This window comes from Mycobacterium sp. NGS27 (assembly GCF_059813005.1).
Map to the genome: position 1 here is coordinate 41,171 of NZ_JCALDT010000006.1, position 18,657 is coordinate 59,827.

The following is an 18,657-nucleotide window of genomic DNA, read 5'->3' on the forward strand; positions in this document are numbered from 1 at the left end:
GATGAGCGCACCGGCTACCGACCTGGTTGACCGGACCGACGTGGAAGCGCTGCTATGGCGCTTCTACGGCCGGGTCTTCGACGACGAGGTTCTGGCCGGGCCGTTCGCCGACCTGCGGGAGAAGGGACTGACCGAGCACATCCCGACGATGTGCGATTTCTGGGAGACCGTGCTGTTTCGCGCCGGACGGTACCGTGGCAGCGCACTGGTGGCTCATAGAGTCGTGCACCGCCAGACGCCGCTGTCCGGTGGTCACTTCGTCCGCTGGCTGGGGATCTGGCAGGACACCATAGACGAGATGTTTCGGGGGCCGGCGGCCGAGCGGGCCAAGATCCAGGCGACCAGGATCGCGTGGGCGATGCACCGTCGGCTGACCGGAGTGGATGCCTGCGAACTCGATGCGCTGCTCGCGCAGTGATGCGCTTATGACGTGAACGCCGCGTCGGGGTCTGCCTCCGGGCCGAACCTGAACTGGCGGCCGGTGATGTCGGACGGAGTTATCCGGACGAAGTGAAGCTTGGGCGTCGCCGTCCACGAGATCAGTTGCGCGCGATCGGCTTCCGCGATCTCGGTGTCGGTACGCAGCAGCTTGGCCCGGCCCCGGAGGATCACGCTCCAGCCTTCGGCTGCGGTGTGGTCATCGGCCTCGAAGAGGACGGTGCTGCTGGCTACCGCAGAGAACAATTTTGTGCCCTCCGCGGTCCGAAACAGCACGGTCCGGCCCTGGACGACGTAGTTGACCGGGAAGATCTCGGGCTCACCGGCGAACGTGGTGACCAGTCGACCCAGTGCGACCGCGCCCAGTCGGCGCCAACTTTCGTCTCCGGACAGGATGGTAACCGGCTCGTCGCTCATGGCTCCTACCTTTCTAGGGCGCTCTCACGAATCTCTAGCACACTGGCCAATGGCCGCCGCGGTGTCGGCGGGGGAAGATTTTCCATCGGCGGGGTGATTCCCACCCGGATCACCACCTGTGGGTGGCCGCGACCGCCGATCAGCTCGCCCACGATGTCGCGACCCTGCGACGTCTCGATCAGGTGGGTCAACGGGGCAGGTGGCCAGGCCCGCCATGGTGCACTCGAGCAATACCGTCGACAGCGCCTCACCGCAGCGCAACACGTCGAGCCGGGTGTCCCCACGTGTGGACAGCACAAGGATTGTCGACCCGTCCGCGCTGATTTCGCCGCGTCGATCGTGGTGGCCGCGGACTGGAAAGTGCCGGGCCACATCGACGCGGAGTCCTTCGATATCTGATGCCAGTGCGCTCGGCGGCACACCTTGCGCCAGCGCGAATTGGCGAAGTCCACCATTGCAATTCGGCGTGATAGGACGAGTCGTCGCGCCGCAGGGCCTCGGTGAGCCGTGATGCCTCGACCAACCGCGGTCGTTGGTCATCGGAGAGCACGTCAAGCATCACCTCCTCAAAATCCTCGTCGATCGCGCGGCGCAGCAGGGGTTCGAAGAGTTGCCAGCAGACGGGGGACTCAAACGGAAGCCGGTCGGTTCGCCGCTGCAAGATCGCCGCGGCGCGGTTTTGCTGCACGCTGGTGACGTTGTCGATGGGGCCGAATCCGACTGTGGCCAAATGGTCGGGGTCTTTCGGGTCAGGGAACCGCGTGATACGCGCTCGTTGCCGCGCTGTCGTCGTCGCGATGCGAAGGTGATCGAGGACAGCGCCGCAGCTCAGGATCGTGTCCCGACCCGAATGGTCGGTGGCGGGCACCGTTCGCCGGCGATCGACGAACAAGTGCACGGTGCCACTTTCGCCGCCGGCGAGAACCCAATGCCAGGGCTGGCTGTTGTGTACCGAGGGCTCCCGGCAGGCCAGCAGGACTGCATTTTTGAGCGCCTGGACGTCCACGACATGCACGGTATGAGCACGTGATGCGCGCCGGTAGGGCCGTTGGTCCTGAAACCAAATCACTTGTGTCAGCGCTTACAGGACCGCCCGCGATGGCAGGTCGCGGCGGCGGTGGCGTCCAACGACTGGGCGACCGCAGCCGGCGCGGTGCGGGCGATCGCGCAGTCCGGGCTGTACCCAACGAACTGCCGGTTGCTGGACCCGGCCGAGGCGCTTTTGAATGCGGGCGCCGCGGTCGGCGGTGGGCTTCTGGTGCTCGCCTTCGAATCGGCGGATCATCCGAGAGACCCGTGGCTGGACCGGGCCGTCGAGATCGCCGCCCACCACGGTGGAATCGTGACCACCCGCCGTAGCCGCGAAACCGGAAGCGACACAACCGAAATTAACGACGCTTCCCAGAATTGACGTTCAGCGTTCCTGCGCATGCCCGATCAGCGCGACGCGCTGGCGCGCCGCGATGCCATTGCCGAGACCTTCGATACCGCCTGCACCTGGGACCGATCCGACCAGCTGCACACGGCGGTTACCGCGGCGGCAACCACGGCGATCGAGCGGGTCTGCGGGGCCGGCGTGGTGACCTGCCGCTTCACCCACGTCACCCAACGGGTCGGCGCGGTACTACGGAATCTACGCAAGCGGACGATGGGGCTCACTCGTCGCGCAGTGGGATGACATCAAAGCCGCTGTGTCCGAGGCGTTCAGCGCAAACGGCGGCACCATCACCCATCACCACGCGGTCGGTCGCGACCACCGCCTCTGGTATGACCGGCAGCGTCCGGCGGCCTTCCGCGCAGCCAAGTCCGCGCTCGACCCGGCGGGCACCCTCAAGCCCGGGTGTGCTGGTCGACCCGTGCTCAGCCGTGACTGACCTGCAGCAACTTGGCCAAACTCGGCAGCTTGACGCGGGGACGTCCGTGCGGTTCACCGGCCGCCCGCTCATGGGCATCGATGAGATCCCAGTGCGCCGAGGTCACCAGCTTGGGCTGGCGTGACGCCAGCCAGTCAGCCAACTGGGCGGCGTGGTCGTCCGGGAAATCGGCGATACCGTCGGCAGCGCAGAGATCGGCGAGCAGCGTGTCCACCGTGTCCTGCGAGTCCTTCTTATTGGTGCCGATCACGCCGGTGGGCCCGCGCTTGATCCACCCGACCACGTATTCGTTGCGGCTGCCTTCGACCCGCCCGCCGCTGTTGGGGATGGTCGCGGTCTTCTCGTCGAACGGCAGTCCCGGGGTGGGCAAACCGCGGTAGCCGACCGAACGCACCACCAGCTGAACCGGTACTTCCTCACGCTCGCCGGTGTCATTGGCCGACACCCGCCCACTGTCGTCGGTGACCAGCTCGTTGCGGCCGAGCACGATTGCCTCGACCCTCTCGTCGCCCTTGATCTCGATCGGGGAGGTCATGAAGCGCAGCACGATGCGGCGGTGGCCGGGTCGCGGGTCGCGCTTCGCGTAATCGCGCAGCACGTTGATGTTCTGCTTCGCCGTCTTGCCGGCCGCGGCCGCATCCTCGTCGCTGATGCCCTCCAGCTGGGCGGGATCGACGATCACGTCGACGTTTTCCAGGTCGCCCAACTCGCGGAGCTCGAGGGTGGTGAACGCGGTTTGCAGCGGGCCGCGCCGACCGATGACGACCACCTCGTCGACGCCGCACGGGCGCAGCGACTCCAGCGCGTGGTCCGCGATGTCGGTCAGCCCCAGCACGTCGGGGTCGGTGACCAGGATGCGTGCGACGTCGAGCGCGACGTTGCCGTTGCCGACGACCACAGCCCGCGCCCCGGAGAGATCGGGCGTGGCCGCCTCGAAATTCGGGTGCGCGTTGTACCAGCCCACGAAATCGACGGCGGCGATGCTGCCCCGCAGGTCCTCGCCCGGGATGTTCAGCGCACGGTCGGATTGCGCCCCGACCGCATAGACGACGGCGTCGTAGCGCTCGGCGAGTTCGCTCGCCTGGACGTGCTCGCCGACCGAGATGTTGCCGAAGAAGCGGAAGCGCGGATCCTGGGACGTCTTCTCGAATTGCTTGCTGATCGACTTGATCTTCGGGTGATCGGGCGCGACGCCGGAGCGCACCAGCCCCCACGGGGTGGGCAACATCTCCAGCATGTCTACGGCGACGTCGATGTCCTCGGACCCGTCGGCCGCCTTCAGCAAGGAGGATGCGGCGAAGAAGCCCGACGGTCCGGAGCCAACGATTGCAACGTGGTAAGGGCGCATTCTCGACCTTCTATTCGGGCCCGAATGCGCGCAGGGGCTGTCGCGCGCAAAGCGGGGCGCACATGATCGTGACTCGATGCTAAACGCATGACCGCTGGTCGTGACCTGGACACTCGCTGCGATCTGAGCCGCTTGGGGACCCCCGGGTAACGTTGTCGGCTGTGGAACCCGACCGTCAAGCCGATATCGCCGCACTCGACGCCACCCTGACCACGGTGGAGCGGGTGCTCGATGTGGACGGTCTGCGCACCCGCATCGAGAAGCTTGAACACGAGGCATCCGATCCCCAGTTGTGGGACGACCAAGCCCGTGCCCAGCAGGTGACCAGTGAGTTGTCGCACGCCCAGGGCGAGCTGCGCCGGGTCGAGGAGCTGCGTGGGCGGCTGGATGACCTGCCGGTGCTCTACGAGCTGGCCGCCGAGGAGGGCGAAGGCGCCGACGAGGCGCTCACCGAGGCCGATGCCGAGCTGAAGGCGCTGCGCGCGGACATCGAAGCCACCGAGGTGCGTACTTTGCTGTCGGGCGATTACGACGAACGCGAGGCCCTGGTCACCATTCGCTCCGGCGCCGGTGGAGTGGACGCCGCCGACTGGGCCGAGATGCTCATGCGGATGTACATCCGGTGGGCCGAGCAGCACAAGTATCCGGTGGAGATATTCGATACGTCCTACGCCGAAGAGGCCGGCATCAAGAGCGCGACGTTCGCCGTGCACGCCCCGTTCGCCTACGGCACGCTCTCCGTGGAGCAGGGCACGCACCGGCTGGTGCGAATCAGCCCGTTTGACAATCAAAGTCGGCGCCAGACTTCTTTCGCTGAAGTCGAGGTGCTTCCGGTGGTCGAGACCACCGACCACATCGATATACCGGAAGGCGATGTGCGCGTTGACGTTTACCGTTCGAGTGGGCCGGGAGGCCAGTCGGTCAACACCACCGACTCTGCGGTACGTTTAACCCACATCCCAACGGGTATCGTCGTGACTTGCCAGAACGAAAAATCGCAGTTGCAGAACAAGATCTCGGCGATGCGAGTGCTTCAGGCAAAGCTGTTGGAGCGCAAGCGTTCCGAAGAACGCGCTGAGTTAGACGCGTTAAAAGGCGAAGGTGGCAGTTCATGGGGCAACCAGATGCGCTCCTACGTTCTGCAGCCCTATCAGATGGTCAAGGACCTGCGGACCGCGTACGAGGTTGGCAATCCTGCGGCCGTCCTGGATGGAGACATCGACGGATTCCTGGAAGCGGGAATCCGTTGGCGCAACCGAAAAGATGACGAATAACACACACATTCTCGCCGCATCGATGACGCACCGCTGGCACGACTTCTGGCGGGGCGAGCTCGGTGAGTGGATCATCACCCGGGGTCTGCGGATCGTCATGGTCCTGATCGCCGCGATGCTGGCCGCCCGGTTCGTCAACTGGGTCGCGCAGCAGGTGACCCATCAGCTCAACCTGGGCTTCGCCGAGAGCGACGCGCTGGTGCGCTCGGAGGCGTCCAAGCACCGGCAGGCCCTGGCGTCGGTGATCTCCTGGGTTTCGGTCGTCATCATCGGCATCTGGGTCATCATGCAGATCGCCAACGTTCTGCAGTTTTCGGTCGGGGGTCTGGTAGCGCCGGCCACCGTGGTGGGCGCCGCGCTGGGTTTCGGCGCGCAACAGTTGGTCCGGGACCTGCTGTCCGGCTTCTTCATCCTGGTGGAGCGGCAATACGGGTTCGGCGACCTGGTCACTCTTACCGTCGTTTCCGCCACCGAAGCGACCGGGACGGTGGAGAACGTGACCTTGCGGGTGACGCGCCTGCGATCGCCGGACGGCGAAGTGCTGACGATTCCCAATGGGCAGATCGTCAAGGTGGTCAACCTGTCCAAGGATTGGGCGCGCGCGGTGGTGGACATCCCGGTGTCGACCAGCGCCGACCTCAACCGGGTCAACGAGGTCTTGCATCAGGAATGCGACCGCGCGATGAACAACCCGGTGCTGGGCCAGTTGCTACTGGACGCCCCCACCGTGATGGGGGTGGAGAGCATCGAGGTCGACACCGTCACCCTGCGCATGGTGGCACGCACCCTGCCCGGCAAGCAGTTCGAGGTCGGCCGGCAGCTACGGGTGCTGGTCATCCGGGCGCTGGCCCGAGTCGGGATCGTGACCGCGGCCGACGCGACGGTGGGCCTGGTGGAGGATCCGTCGATTCCGGCCGCCGAGGCCGCCGAGGCAGCCGGACAGCAAGCCGATGAAGTCCAGGGTGCGGGGCAGAAGCGGTGAAGTTCACCCTGAACATCCTTGAGAAGCGCGGCGACGACACGGATGCGGAGCATCGCTGGCCGAAGCACATCTTCGGCGGGCGGATGCGCACGTCGACCTTCGTGTTGATCGTCGCTTTCTTCGTGGTGTGGTGGGTCTACGACACCTACCGCCCGGAACCGGCCCCCAAGCCTCCGGCCCAGCAAGTGGTGCCGCCGGGCTTCGTACCCGACCCCAACTACACCTGGGTGCCGCGCAGCCGCGTGCAGGCACCGCCGACGACCGTCACCTATACACCGACCCCGACGAGCACGCCGCCGCCTCCGCCCCCGCCGCCCCCACCGGTGACGACGACGACAACGACCACGCCGCCGTTCCAGCTGCCACAGCTCCCTTGCGTCTTGCCGGCCCCGTTCTGCCCGCCCAGCTCGAGCCCCACCCCGTCGCCGCCGCCGCAACCGCAGCCCGGGCCCGGTCCGGTGCCGACTTCGCGGCCACCGGCCAGTTGACTTCGCCTGCCAGCGAAATTCACCGCTACACTGGCGTGCCGTGATGATCACCCTGGACCATGTCAGTAAGAAGTACAAAGCGTCGGCGCGCCCGGCGCTGGAGGACGTCAACGTCAAGATCGACAAGGGTGAATTCGTCTTCCTGATCGGCCCGTCGGGGTCGGGTAAGTCCACGTTCATGCGGCTGCTGCTCGGCGCGGAGAACCCGACCAGCGGTGACGTCCGGGTCTCGAAGTTCCACGTCAACAAGCTGCGCGGCCGTCACGTCCCGAAGCTGCGCCAGGTGATCGGCTGCGTTTTCCAGGACTTCCGCCTGCTCCAGCAAAAGACGGTCTACGAGAACGTCGCGTTCGCGCTGGAAGTGATCGGCAAACGAAGCGACGCGATCAACCGGGTGGTGCCGGAGGTGCTCGATACCGTCGGACTGTCCGGCAAAGCCAACCGGTTGCCCCACGAGTTGTCCGGCGGCGAGCAGCAGCGGGTGGCGATCGCCCGCGCGTTCGTCAACCGGCCGCTCGTCCTGCTGGCCGACGAGCCGACGGGCAACCTCGACCCAGATACCAGTAAGGACATCATGGATTTGTTGGAGCGGATCAACCGCACGGGGACGACGGTGTTGATGGCGACGCACGACCACCACATCGTCGACTCGATGCGCCAGCGCGTCGTCGAGCTGTCGCTGGGCAGGCTGGTTCGCGACGAGCAGCGCGGCATCTACGGGATGGACCGCTAAGTGCGCTTCGGTTTCCTACTCAACGAGGTCCTGACCGGCTTTCGTCGCAACGTCACGATGACGGCCGCGATGATCCTGACGACCGCGATCTCCATCGGCCTGTTCGGCGGCGGCCTGCTGGTGGTCCGGCTGGCCGACAACTCGCGCGAGATCTACCTCGACCGCGTCGAGACGCAGGTGTTTTTGACCGACGACATCTCGGCCAACGACACCACGTGTGCGTCCGCGCCGTGTAAAGGGTTGCGCGACAAGATCGATGCGCGGCAAGACGTCAAATCGATGCGCTTCGTCAATCGGCAGGACGCCTACAACGACGCCATCAAGAAGTTCCCGGAGTTCAAGGACGTGGCGGGTAAGGACTCGTTTCCCGCCTCGTTCATCGTCAAATTGAACAATCCCGAACAGCACGCGGAGTTCGATGCCGCGATGCAGGGCCAGCCCGGGGTGCGCAGCATCCTCAACGAGAAGGACCTCATCGACCGGCTGTTCGCCGTGCTGGACGGACTGCGCGATGCCGCGTTCGCCGTCGCCCTGGTGCAGGCCGTCGGAGCAATCCTGTTGATTGCCAACATGGTGCAGGTCGCCGCGTACACCCGTCGCACCGAGATCGGAATCATGCGGCTGGTGGGCGCCAGCCGGTGGTACACCCAGCTGCCGTTCCTGGTGGAGGCGATGCTCGCCGCGTCCGTCGGTGTGGCCATCGCCGTAGTCGGCCTCATGTTGGTCCGGGCTCTGTTCCTGGACAATGCGCTGAGCCAGTTCTATCAAGCACATCTGATCGCCAAGGTCGACTATGCCGACATCCTCTACATCTCGCCGTGGCTGTTCCTGCTCGGCGTGTCGATGGCTGCAGTGACGGGGTACGCGACCTTGCGCCTCTACATCCGGCGTTAGCTGTGGCCAAGGGTTCCGGCCGCGCAAAGGCGGCGGGCGGCAAAGGTGGCAGCAAACAAATCATCGCCACCAATCGCAAAGCGCGGCATAACTATTCGATCATCGAGTTGTTCGAGGCCGGAGTGTCTTTGCAGGGCACCGAGGTCAAAAGCCTTCGCCTGGGCCAAGCATCGTTGGCTGACGCGTTCGCAACGATCGACGACGGCGAAGTTTGGTTGCGCAATTTGTACATACCGGAGTATCAGCACGGTAGCTGGACTAATCATGAGCCACGTCGCAACCGAAAGTTGTTGTTACATAGGCAACAAATCGACAGGCTGGTGGGCAAGATACGAGATGGTAACCTCGCCTTGATGCCGCTGTCTCTGTACTTCTCGGAGGGCAAGGTCAAAGTCGAGCTCGCCCTTGCTCGCGGCAAAAGAGCTTATGACAAGCGCCAGGATATGGCGCAGCGTGATGCACAGCGTGAGGTGGTCCGTGAAATGGGGCGACGAGCAAAGGGCATGACCTGATCGGGGCGGCTTACGCCCAGCTGTCTGCCGTTACGTACGGCGTCAGCGATTTCGTGGGCGGCGTGGCAGCGCGGCGAGTGGCCGCGCTGCGTGTAATGCTGGTCGCTTATCCGATTGAAACGCTGATATTGGGCGTGATGGCCGTCTTCGTCGGCGGTCCTATCCATGTCGGCGCCGTTCTGTGGGGGTGCCTGTACGGCATCGGCATGGCCTTCGGCATGTGGGCGTTCTTCGCCGCACTTGGTTCCGGGCCGATTTCGGTCGTCTCGCCGTTGGCGGCCGTGCTCAACGCCGCGGTGCCGGTGGCGGTCGGCATGGCGCTCGGGGAGCGGGTCGGTCAGGCGGCCCTGGTGGGGGTCGTCCTGGCGCTGGCTGCCGTGATGCTCGTCAGCCGGGAGGCCCCCGTGGAGGGCACGCCGTATCGGTTCACGCCAAAAGTGGCCTGGCTCACAGTAGTTGCGGGCTCCGCGATGGGCTTGAACCTGGTGTTCCTGCACCAGGCGCCGCACGTGTGCAAACTCTGGCCGCTGGTCTTCGCTCGGGTGGCGGCCAGCCTGGTGGTTTTCGCCATGGCCAAAACCAGCCAGAACTTGGCGATGCCGCGCGGACGGCCGCTCAAACTGGCCGTGGCCGTCGCGTTGCTGGACATCTTCGCCAACATCACCATGCTGGCGGCGTTGCACACCTGGCTGCTGTCGTTGGCCAGCATCCTGATCTCGCTGTATCCCGCCGCGACGGTGGTGCTGGCGATGGTGGTGCTGCGCGAGCGGGTGACCCGCTTGCAAGGGATCGGCATGGTGCTGGCCATGGGCTCCGTGGCGATGATCGCCTCGGCCTGACGGCGCCATGCTTGATTGATCGGCCTACGATCGACGACCATGGCCGATCGCCCCGTCACCAGACTCGACAAGTCCACCGTTCTCTCCGGACTCTTCGCGGTGTGGGACGACATCGACGCGCTGCTGGCCGGGCTGTCCGAAGCGCAATGGCGAGCGGCCAGTCCGCTGCCGGGCTGGGACGTCAAGGCCCTGGTGGCGCACATGATCGGCACCGAGTCGTTTCTCGCCGGCATCGCCGCACCGCAGCCCGATATCGATGTCTCGACGCTGGAACACGTGCGCAACGACGTCGGGGTGATGAACGAGTGCTGGGTTCGCCATCTGAGCGCGCACGCCGACGCCGACGTTTTGGAGAGCTTCAGGGCGATCACCAACGATCGGCGCGAAGCGCTGACGGGCCTGTCCGATGAAGAGTGGGACGCGGTGACGATGACTCCCACGGGCCCGGACTCCTACGGCCGATTCATGCGGATCCGCGTATTCGACTGCTGGATGCATGAACAAGACATTCGGGTGGCGCTGGACCGGCCGCCGTCCGACGACGAACTGACCCGCCCCGCGGCGTCGCTCGCCGTGGATGAGATCGCCGCCACGATGGGCTACGTCGTGGGCAAGCTGGCCAAGGCGCCCGACGGTTCACGCATTCAGTTCGACCTCACCGGCCCGCTTGCCCGCACCATCCGGGTCAGCGTCGACGGCCGGGCCGCGGTGGTCGACGACTTCGCCGGCCAGGAACCGACCGCGACCATTCGTCTGGACGGGCTGCAGTTCACCAGGCTCACCGGCGGGCGCCCGATGTGTCCAACGCGTCCCCAGGACATCCAGCTCGGCGGCGACAGAGGTGTGGCCAACCAGATCGTGGAGCATCTCAACTTCGTGATCTGATCGCAGCCCGGCGGGAAGATAATCCCGTTGCCGCTGGTTGATAGCCAGGTACCATTGATATTCCTGCCGAAAGTCGGTGGGGTGCGAGGGGCTGAAAGGTTTCGACTTCGCGCATCGAATCAAGGGAAGCGTGCCGGTGCAGGCAACCGACCACCGCAAGCGTCGTTGCAAACAGATAAGCGCCGATTCACATCAGCGCGACTACGCTCTCGCTGCCTAAGCGACAGCTAGTCCGTCAGACCGGGAAAGCCCTCGACCCGGACCCTGGCGTCAGCTAGAGGGATCCACCGATGAGTTCGGTCGCGGGACTCATCGGGACACCAACAGCGACTGGGATCGTCATCCTGGCTTGTTCGCGTGACCAGGAGATCCGAGTAGAGGCATAGCGAACTGCGCACGGAGAAGTCTTGAGGGAATGCCGTAGGACCCGGGTTCGATTCCCGGCAGCTCCACTGAGAAGGGTCGCTCTTGAGCGGCCCATTTGCTCGGTACACGAAACGTCCGAGTGTTATACCCGGATACTCACCGGGCCGCTCTCGGTTCGGCGCGGCAGGAATCATTTACTCGTCTGAGTTGCCCGAACCGAACAGGTATCTGTCGGCGATCGCGTGCTCGTTCCGGATCGACATCTCCTGGGCGGTGTTCAGCCAGAGTCCGTCGAAGCCCGCCGAATGCATGCCGGCGTGAATGGCTCCGATGTTCTTCAAGTCCTGCGAGGGCAACTCGCCCCAGGCGTCGTGATCCTGCCATCGCTCGAACACTTGCCAATGTGTCTGGGGAACCTCTCCGGGTGCGAAATGCTCCAACGAGAACATTTCGAACGTGCACCGATTCGGATCTTCGGCATCCGGCAGCATGCGGTATCCGAGCAGGCAGGACTTCTCGACGAGGATGACCATGGTGGGAAACACATGCCAGTCGCCGTTGCCCGCGAAGTACTGCTCCATCGACATCTGCGGAAAGTCGACGCCTTCCGCGCGTGCGAGTTCCTCGCACAGCTGGTGATAGAGCACGAACGGCGGGACTTCGCTGGGCGCCTGCGTCGCCAGTTTTTGCGCGGCACGGTAGTCGCGTTCGGTGACCAGCGAGCCGACCTCTAGGTATTGGTATTGCATCGAATTTGCGAATACCTCCGGTCGCGCCGCCAGTTCCTGGCGCGCGCTGTCGCGACTGGCGTGTTCGGGACGCTGGGTGTACACGAACCGAGAGTGGTTGTTGTAGGTGATCGTTGGCGTGTAAGGCGCGTAGACGTACTCCTGCGGGGGGGCGGGCGCTGCCGATGGCCGCGGGCCCTCTGCGGATCGCATCGTTTGCGGGTGGGTGCCAGGAGTGTGGTAGCCCTCGATGAATGCGTCGACAACCGTTTTCCAGTTGGCATGCAGGAAGGTGCGTTTGCGCCAGCGGTAGCGCATGTCCTGCAACCGAAATGGCGCCAGCGCCGTAGGCAGCGGGTCCAGCCATTCGAGCAGATCCGGCGGGTTCTCCGCCATGCTCACGAACACCCACCCGCCCCAAGTGCCGGCGGCGACGGGCCGCAGGTTCCATTGTTCGCGTGGGCGGGAGGCGAATTCGTCACGGCAAGGAACGAACGACGACCGCCCGTCTAAGCCATAACGCCAACCGTGAAACCCACAGCGCAACTCCTTGTCCGGCGCACATCCGCTGTCGCGAACGATTTTCATCCCACGGTGCGCACAAGCGTTGTGAAACGCCTTGATCCCGCCATCTTTCTGGCGCACCACGGCGATGGATTGCCGGCCGATCATGTACTCGTAATAACAACCTGGCGAAGGGATTTCCTCTTCGCGACACGCCGGCTGCCAAACTTGGGTGAATAATCGATCCAACTCGAGTTGCAGGAACTCCGGATCAACATACCTACTCTTCGGCACGAACGTCTCACCGCAGGCGTATTTCTTGGGCACCCGCTCGGTGGCAAGCTCGGTCATGATCACCCTCTCCGTCTCAGCTGGCGGGTGGCTTGTCGAAGATATTGGGATACAGGACGGCTTCCTTGAACGATGTCTCGATCTCGGCGAAAGCAGTCGGGATATCCCAGGTTCCCGAGGTCGACACGATTTCGCGTTCGACGACCGGGTTGGACATCAGGCTGATGCGGCCGTTGCCGGCGAAGATGACGCGGCGGTTAAGCCAATCAGACTGCGCGCTGGCCAGATACACCACGGGCGGCACGCAGTTCTTGGGCGATAGGCGAACGTTGGAGTCCGAGTAGTCCATGCTCCCACCACCCTTGATGCCCTGGGTCATGCGGGTGCCGGCGATCGGGGCGATTGCGTTGCAACGCACCCCATAGTTGCGTAATGCGTTGGCGCACGAGAATGTCAGGCCAACTATTCCCATCTTGGCGGCAGCGTAGTTGGGCTGGCTGGGGGCGCCCTGCAGTCCCGACATCGACGTGAACGTGATCAGTCGGTACTGCCCGCCTCGGTTTTCGCGCCACCATGCCGCCGCGTGGCGGGTGACGTTGAAAGTGCCTTTGAGGTGTACCGAGACCACCGCGTCCCAGTCCTGCTCGCTCATCTTGAATACCATGCCGTCGCGCAGGATTCCCGCGGCGTTCACGACGACATCCAAGCCTCCGAGCGTTTCGGCGGCGCGGTCGATGAGATCCGCGCACGCAGCGAAGTCGGTGATGTCGGTGGTATCGGCGAACGCCTTACCGCCGCGGCTCGCGATCGCCGCGGCCACGCTTTCGGCCGGGCCCGCGTCATGGCCGATCCCATCGACGGTGACTCCGGCATCCGACACCAAGACCGTCGCACCCTCGGCTGCCAGCCCCTCGGCAACCGCAGCCCCAATTCCACGTCCCGCGCCGGTTACCAATGCAGTACGTCCGTCAAGCACACCCATCGTCATTCAGCTCCCCGTGCCGTTTGCCTCAGCATACAGAACACCAATACAAGATCTGTACAGGTGTCGCATTAGCGAAACTATTCGAATCCCCACTCGGAATAGCGGCGCTCGAGCTCGGCCATGGCCTCCCGGCCGCCGCGAGAGCTACGTTCCTTCATGAAGTTGAACTCGTCATCACGCCAGGACAGGTTGCTGAACACGGTGTGGCCCATCGGAACCCAGTCGCCGAACTGCGCCATTCCGACTGCGTGCCAGAACGCGATCAGCGCGTGCTTTCCCACCATCAACCCGTCGGCCGAGTGATGGGCTATAGCGTGCGCGTACCGCATGGCTTCGTGGCGCAACGACTCGGCGGGCACGACGGACGCGGCCACGCCCCATTCGCGTAACTCGGCCGCCGTCACCTTGCGGCCGGTGATCATCGCCTCGTAGCCGCGGTTAGGTCCTAACTTGAGCAGCGCCAACGGCATAGCTGTGGAGAATCCTGCGAAGCCGATGCGCGCCTGCGGGCGGGCGAGATACATGTCGTCGGAGACAACCAGAATGTCAGCGGCGAGAGCGAGGTTCATTCCGGCGCCCAGGGTCGCGCCCTGACAGGCCGCGATCACCGTCTTGGGAAACTCCAGCCAGTTCGTGAGGTGCCGGTGTAGTCGTCGCGCGTTGCCCAGACGTGCGGTCTGCGGCAACCGCTTCCCCTTGGTCAGCCCCGCCTGCTCCACTGGGAGCCGGCGCACATCGTCACCGCTGCAGAAATCCTTGCCCTCGGCCAGGAGGATGACGACTTTGACCTCATCGTCGTCTTCGGCGCGGGTCAGCCGCTCCTTGAACAAGTTGTGCATGTCGGGCGACAGGATTGCGTTGCGCCGGTCCGGCCGGTTGATGGTGATCTGGGCGATGTGCGGTTCGACGACTTCATAACGGACCGAGTCGTCATCCACCTCGTATTCGCCTTCGGCGGGGGCGTCGGCGCTCATATCACCCTCCTCGTGCACTCGGCAGTACATAGAAACAGTAGTCGATCAACTGTTCCATGGTGGTGGTACCTTCAGCGAATGCCATCGTTCACGGTCACCAAGCGGCTCGCGGCATCGCCGGACGCAGTTTGGGCAGTCCTGGCTGACTTCGGCAACGTCGATTGGATCCCCGGGCCCAGCGATGTCCGGGTCGAGGGCGAAGGACCGGGCATGCGACGGTTCATTGCCGCAAGCAGTGAGAAGCCGGTAATCGAGACACTCATCTGGATCAAACCGGACGAGCGCGCGCTATCCTACGAGATCGCCAATAATCCGATGCCGGTCAGCCGATTTGTGGCGGTGAACACCGTCTCCGAAAGCACGGATGCCGTTGGGGAATCGGTCGTTGTCTGGGACATCGACTATGAACCGATTGGTGACGATGCCGCCGCGCGCGATGCCATGGAGGGCGTCTACGGCTTGATGGCGGGCTGGGTGCAGGACTTCGCCAACGAGCGGATGCCCGGATAGAACACTTAGACATAATCTGTTTATTAGTCTAAAATGCATCAGGTGATTGATCCTCTCGATCTTGTGCTGATCAGCGTGGACGACCACACCGTCGAACCGCCCGACATGTTCGCTGGGCGGGTGCCACCCCGTTTCGCCGACGACGCTCCACGCATCGTCGAGGACGCCGACGGCGTGTGCTTTTGGGAGTATGACGGTCTGCAACTGCCCAACATCGGACTCAACGCGGTCGCGGGCCGGCCCAACGATGAGTGGGGATTTGAGCCCTCTCGATTCAGCGACATGCGGGCAGGCTGTTACGACGTCGACGCGCGGGTGAACGACATGAACGCGTCCGGCGTGTTGGCTTCGCTATGTTTTCCGTCGTTTCCCACCATCTCCGGCGCGCTGTTCACCTACCGGGGTGATCGTGCGGTCTCTGAGGTGATGGTCCGCGCCTACAACGACTGGCACATCGAGGACTGGTGCGGCCGTCATCCCGACCGCTTCATCCCGATGGGCATTCTGCCGCTGTGGGATCCGGCGCTGGCCGCAGCCGAGGTGCATCGGCTGGCGGGGCTGGGCTGCCGCGCGGTGACGGCGCCGCAGCACATCGGCAACTACGGCCAGCCGCCGTGGCAGGACCCGCACTGGGACCCGCTGTGGGAGGCGTTGTGTGAAGAGAACTCCGTGGTGAACATCCACATCGGCACGGGCGGCGGCATGCCCGTGCCGTCTGACCTGACCACCTACCTCGCGTACAACGCGATGATCCCCCTTGACACCCAGCGGTTCACGGCCGATCTGCTGTTCTCCCCGGTCCTCACGAAGTTTCCAACTATCAAGTTCTCCCTATCTGAGGGCGGGATCGGCTGGATCCCGTTCCTGTTAGAGCGATTCGAGGACATCTATTCCCGCCAGCGGGCGTGGACCGGAGACGATCTCGGTGATGGCCTGAGCCCCACCGACGTATTCCGGCGCAACTTCATGTCATGTTTCATCCGTGACCGCGTGGGCATCGAGATGCGCGACCGTATCGGGGTGGAGACCATCTGTTGGGAGATGGACTACCCGCACTCGGACAGTAGTTGGCCCGACGCGCCCGAGCAGCTCGCTACCCAGCTGCAGGGCTGCACCGCTGAGGAGGTCGAAGCGATCACGTGGCGTAACGCCGCCCGTGCTTTCGGCTACACGGGCGTTGAGCGACTCGGAAGAGCGAACTGCACCGTTGCAGCATTGCGCGGGAAGATCGCCGGCTTGGATCTGTCCGCCCCGAAGGTAGACGCCGGCCGCGCGCCGAAGGCAGGAGCCACGGCGATCACGTACGGGGACATGAAGGTGCGGATGGCCTCGATCCTTCGCGGTGGAGCGTGACCGAGCCGGACTATGGCGTCATCCTCGCTGACGCTGATCGCGAGTTCCGCGACGAGGTCCGCGCTTTTCTAGCATCAGCGCTGACGTCTGAGGTCCTGGGTCCCGGATCTAACGAGACCGACCCCCTGGACCGAATGCGGTTGTGGCAGAGACGGCTTTACGACGCCGGTCTGGCCGCGATCTCTTGGCCCGTGCAGTTCGGCGGCCGCGCCGCCACACCGGTGCAGCAGCTGATCTTCAACGCGGAGATGGCTGCCGCCCGCGCGCCCGAGCCTATCAATCGGAGCGCCGTCAATCAGTTGGGGCCCACCATCATTCAGTGGGGCAACGACCAGCAGCGCGCACGATATCTGCCCAAGATTCTGTCTGGGGAAGAGGTGTGGTGTCAGGGCTTCAGTGAGCCCGAGGCCGGCAGCGACTTGGCTGCGCTGAAGACAAAGGCCGATATCGACGGCGACGAATTGGTGATCACCGGTCAAAAGATCTGGACTTCGAAGGCCCAATACGCGGACTGGATCTACATTCTGGCGCGTACCGATCTGACAGCGGATAAGCACCATGGAATCAGTTACGTCCTGGTGCCGTTAGGAACCCCCGGAATAGCGGTGCGCCCGATACGGCAGATCACCGGTCAGTCGGAGTTCAATGAGGTGTTCTTCGATTCGGTGCGTGTGCCGCTCGTCAACGTTCTCGGGCCGTTGAACGGCGGTTGGAAGGTGGCCAAGTCCACACTGGGCTTCGAGCGTGTGGGCCAGAGTCGCACTCATCGCATCGAGCGGCGGCTTGCGATCCTGGTCAAAATGGCTCAGGAGGAGGATGCGCTGGCCCGCAACGGATTTAACGACAGCTATGTCGCCGATCGCATCGTCGGATTCGCGGCGCAGGTGGAGGCGATTCGACAGATTTCGGCACAGGCGACCGCCGCGGGCGTCCGTGGTGTCAGCCCCGGCCCGGAGGCGTCGGTGGCCAAGTTGCTGACCTCGGAGGTCGACCAGGCGATGGCGAATTTCGGGTTGGAACTCGCCGGCCCCGCAGGCACGTTGGAGCGCGGCTCGGTGGGGGCGGTCAAGGATGGCAATGTCGCGCAGAGCTACTTGTTGATGCGGGCCGCGACCTTCGGCGCGGGCACATCGGAAATCCAGCGCAATGTGATCGGCGAGAAGTTGCTGGGGCTGCCCCGTGACTGCTGACGCCCTGTCGTCGTTGACGGAGATCGCCGACACTGCAGCAGAACTGGCCCGGTTGCGCGAGTCGGCCGACGATATCCTGCGGCGGGCATGGTCGTTACAGGCATTCCGGAGCCTGCTCGACCGCCCTGGCCCGGCCTTCGACCCGGTGTTGTGGCAGACCATCGCCGAGTTGGGATGGCCCGATGTTTTGGTGAGCGATGCGGGCGGCGGGGGAGGCGAGGGTCTTCGTGAGTTGTGTGTGCTGGCCGAGGCGGCAGGCGCGGCGGCGGCCCCCGTCCCGCTGGGCGCAACGGCTGCCGCAGGCTGGTGCGAGGATCGGCGCGCGGACGGCATCAGCCTGGTGCTACCCGAGCGCGGTGAACTCACCGGCGCCGGCAACATCTCCGGAGTATGGCCGCTTGTGCCCTTCGCTGCGGTTGCGACCAGGCTCCTGGTCTGTGCCGGCACGAACGACCAGGCTGTTCTGGGTGTGGTCGACCCGACCGGCGCAGGCGTGTCATGTGAAGCGATCACCCCACTGGATCACAACCCTGCTGCCCGAATCTCGCTGCAGGAAGCACCGATTGACGTCATCGAGTCGGGTGACTCAGCCGAGGTCCGCTACTACGGCGCGACAATGCGTGCACGGGTCGCTCAGGTAGCCGAGCTGGTCGGCATCGCCTCGGCCGCCAACGAAGCGGCGATCGAATACGCCAAGCAGCGCACCGCGTTTGGCCACCCGATTGGTGCATTCCAGGCGGTCAAGCACCGCCTCGTCGACCAGCGGTGCGCGATCGAAGTCGGACGGGCCCTTGTCAACCGCGCCGCCGACGCGTGTCAGCACGGGCATCCCGACGCTGCGGCGCTGGCATCGCTAGCCGCATATTGGGGTATCGATTCGCTGCGCGCCGTCCCTGAGGGCGCGATCCAGGTGTTCGGCGGCATCGCCTACACCTGGGAGCACTACGCCCACGTTCACCTTCGCCGCGCGGCGAGTGTCGCGGCGACGTTGGGGGAGCGCGCCTATCACCGTGACGTCGTCACCCGTTGGCTCAGTGCCCGACACCCGTCCGTCGACAACGGAGATCGTTAA

18 protein-coding genes, 1 other RNA gene and 2 pseudogenes are annotated in these 18,657 nt (G+C 64.6%); 15 read left to right on the forward strand and 6 right to left on the reverse strand.

Annotation, left to right across the window (positions count from 1 at the left end; all coding sequences use genetic code 11):
• The first annotated feature begins 1 nt into the window (after position 1).
• A complete protein-coding gene (locus tag AC5Y30_RS17165; RefSeq protein ID WP_499919880.1) occupies positions 2 to 418 on the forward strand; it encodes a group III truncated hemoglobin in 417 nt (138 codons plus the stop codon).
• Between the two features lie 5 nt (positions 419 to 423).
• On the opposite strand, the gene AC5Y30_RS17170 is transcribed toward AC5Y30_RS17165, so the two are convergent.
• Complete coding sequence (locus AC5Y30_RS17170) at positions 424 to 855, reverse strand: pyridoxamine 5'-phosphate oxidase family protein (protein ID WP_499919881.1); 432 nt, start codon at positions 853 to 855, stop codon at positions 424 to 426.
• A 5-nt stretch (positions 856 to 860) separates the two neighbouring features.
• Positions 861 to 1,861, reverse strand: a pseudogene (locus tag AC5Y30_RS17175) (Acg family FMN-binding oxidoreductase).
• A gap of 72 nt (positions 1,862 to 1,933) precedes the next feature.
• Between AC5Y30_RS17175 and AC5Y30_RS17180 the strand changes: the two are divergent.
• Positions 1,934 to 2,729, forward strand: a pseudogene (locus AC5Y30_RS17180) (FAD-linked oxidase C-terminal domain-containing protein); the annotation flags it as partial.
• On the opposite strand, the gene AC5Y30_RS17185 reads toward AC5Y30_RS17180, so the two are convergent.
• Positions 2,716 to 4,077, reverse strand: coding sequence for an FAD-dependent oxidoreductase (locus tag AC5Y30_RS17185; protein ID WP_499919882.1), 1,362 nt, complete (start codon positions 4,075 to 4,077; stop codon positions 2,716 to 2,718). The pseudogene AC5Y30_RS17180 and the gene AC5Y30_RS17185 sit on opposite strands and share 14 nt — an antisense overlap.
• Before the next feature lie 161 nt (positions 4,078 to 4,238).
• On the opposite strand from AC5Y30_RS17185, the gene prfB reads away from it, so the two are divergent.
• From prfB to ssrA, 9 genes are all read left to right on the forward strand, one after another.
• Positions 4,239 to 5,351, forward strand: a complete 1,113-nt coding sequence (gene prfB, locus AC5Y30_RS17190; RefSeq protein WP_499919883.1) for a peptide chain release factor 2 — start codon at positions 4,239 to 4,241, stop codon at positions 5,349 to 5,351.
• The gene (locus tag AC5Y30_RS17195) at positions 5,341 to 6,333 is read left to right on the forward strand and encodes a mechanosensitive ion channel family protein (protein ID WP_499919884.1); all 993 of its coding nucleotides are present in this window, start codon (positions 5,341 to 5,343) and stop codon (positions 6,331 to 6,333) included. The genes prfB and AC5Y30_RS17195 overlap by 11 nt, the downstream gene beginning before the upstream one ends.
• The gene (locus AC5Y30_RS17200; RefSeq protein WP_499919885.1) at positions 6,330 to 6,821 is read left to right on the forward strand and encodes an Rv3103c family proline-rich protein; all 492 of its coding nucleotides are present in this window, start codon (positions 6,330 to 6,332) and stop codon (positions 6,819 to 6,821) included. The genes AC5Y30_RS17195 and AC5Y30_RS17200 overlap by 4 nt, the downstream gene beginning before the upstream one ends.
• A 43-nt stretch (positions 6,822 to 6,864) precedes the next feature.
• The gene (gene ftsE, locus AC5Y30_RS17205) at positions 6,865 to 7,554 is read left to right on the forward strand and encodes a cell division ATP-binding protein FtsE (RefSeq protein WP_067938740.1); all 690 of its coding nucleotides are present in this window, start codon (positions 6,865 to 6,867) and stop codon (positions 7,552 to 7,554) included.
• Positions 7,555 to 8,448, forward strand: a complete 894-nt coding sequence (ftsX, locus tag AC5Y30_RS17210; RefSeq protein WP_499919886.1) for a permease-like cell division protein FtsX — start codon at positions 7,555 to 7,557, stop codon at positions 8,446 to 8,448. It abuts the gene before it with no gap.
• Positions 8,449 to 8,450: 2 nt separating this feature from the next.
• Positions 8,451 to 8,960, forward strand: coding sequence for an SsrA-binding protein SmpB (gene smpB / locus AC5Y30_RS17215; RefSeq protein WP_499919887.1), 510 nt, complete (start codon positions 8,451 to 8,453; stop codon positions 8,958 to 8,960).
• Complete coding sequence (locus AC5Y30_RS17220) at positions 8,957 to 9,799, forward strand: EamA family transporter (RefSeq protein WP_499920205.1); 843 nt, start codon at positions 8,957 to 8,959, stop codon at positions 9,797 to 9,799. Before smpB ends, AC5Y30_RS17220 begins: the two co-directional genes overlap by 4 nt.
• 39 nt (positions 9,800 to 9,838) lie before the next feature.
• Positions 9,839 to 10,684 carry a maleylpyruvate isomerase family mycothiol-dependent enzyme gene (locus AC5Y30_RS17225; protein ID WP_499919888.1) on the forward strand — a complete coding sequence of 282 codons (846 nt, stop codon included), beginning with the start codon at positions 9,839 to 9,841 and terminating at the stop codon, positions 10,682 to 10,684.
• Between the two features lie 87 nt (positions 10,685 to 10,771).
• Positions 10,772 to 11,139, forward strand: a transfer-messenger RNA (tmRNA) gene (gene ssrA / locus AC5Y30_RS17230).
• 105 nt (positions 11,140 to 11,244) lie between these two features.
• On the opposite strand, the gene AC5Y30_RS17235 is transcribed toward ssrA, so the two are convergent.
• The 3 genes from AC5Y30_RS17235 to AC5Y30_RS17245 form a co-directional block, all read right to left on the reverse strand.
• A complete protein-coding gene (locus tag AC5Y30_RS17235; protein WP_499919889.1) occupies positions 11,245 to 12,633 on the reverse strand; it encodes an aromatic ring-hydroxylating oxygenase subunit alpha in 1,389 nt (462 codons plus the stop codon).
• A 16-nt stretch (positions 12,634 to 12,649) separates the two neighbouring features.
• Positions 12,650 to 13,561, reverse strand: coding sequence for an SDR family NAD(P)-dependent oxidoreductase (locus AC5Y30_RS17240; RefSeq protein ID WP_499919890.1), 912 nt, complete (start codon positions 13,559 to 13,561; stop codon positions 12,650 to 12,652).
• Positions 13,562 to 13,635: 74 nt separating this feature from the next.
• A complete protein-coding gene (locus AC5Y30_RS17245) occupies positions 13,636 to 14,532 on the reverse strand; it encodes an enoyl-CoA hydratase/isomerase family protein (protein ID WP_499919891.1) in 897 nt (298 codons plus the stop codon).
• A gap of 78 nt (positions 14,533 to 14,610) precedes the next feature.
• On the opposite strand from AC5Y30_RS17245, the gene AC5Y30_RS17250 reads away from it, so the two are divergent.
• Genes AC5Y30_RS17250 through AC5Y30_RS17265 form a run of 4 tightly spaced genes read left to right on the forward strand, consistent with a single transcriptional unit; the run spans position 14,611 to position 18,657 of the window.
• Positions 14,611 to 15,042, forward strand: coding sequence for an SRPBCC family protein (locus tag AC5Y30_RS17250; RefSeq protein ID WP_499919892.1), 432 nt, complete (start codon positions 14,611 to 14,613; stop codon positions 15,040 to 15,042).
• Between the two features lie 33 nt (positions 15,043 to 15,075).
• Positions 15,076 to 16,395: an amidohydrolase family protein gene (locus AC5Y30_RS17255; protein ID WP_499919893.1), complete on the forward strand. Its 1,320-nt coding sequence runs from the start codon at positions 15,076 to 15,078 to the stop codon at positions 16,393 to 16,395.
• Positions 16,392 to 17,585, forward strand: coding sequence for an acyl-CoA dehydrogenase family protein (locus AC5Y30_RS17260; RefSeq protein ID WP_499919894.1), 1,194 nt, complete (start codon positions 16,392 to 16,394; stop codon positions 17,583 to 17,585). The genes AC5Y30_RS17255 and AC5Y30_RS17260 overlap by 4 nt, the downstream gene beginning before the upstream one ends.
• Positions 17,575 to 18,657: an acyl-CoA dehydrogenase family protein gene (locus AC5Y30_RS17265; RefSeq protein ID WP_499919895.1), complete on the forward strand. Its 1,083-nt coding sequence runs from the start codon at positions 17,575 to 17,577 to the stop codon at positions 18,655 to 18,657. The genes AC5Y30_RS17260 and AC5Y30_RS17265 overlap by 11 nt, the downstream gene beginning before the upstream one ends.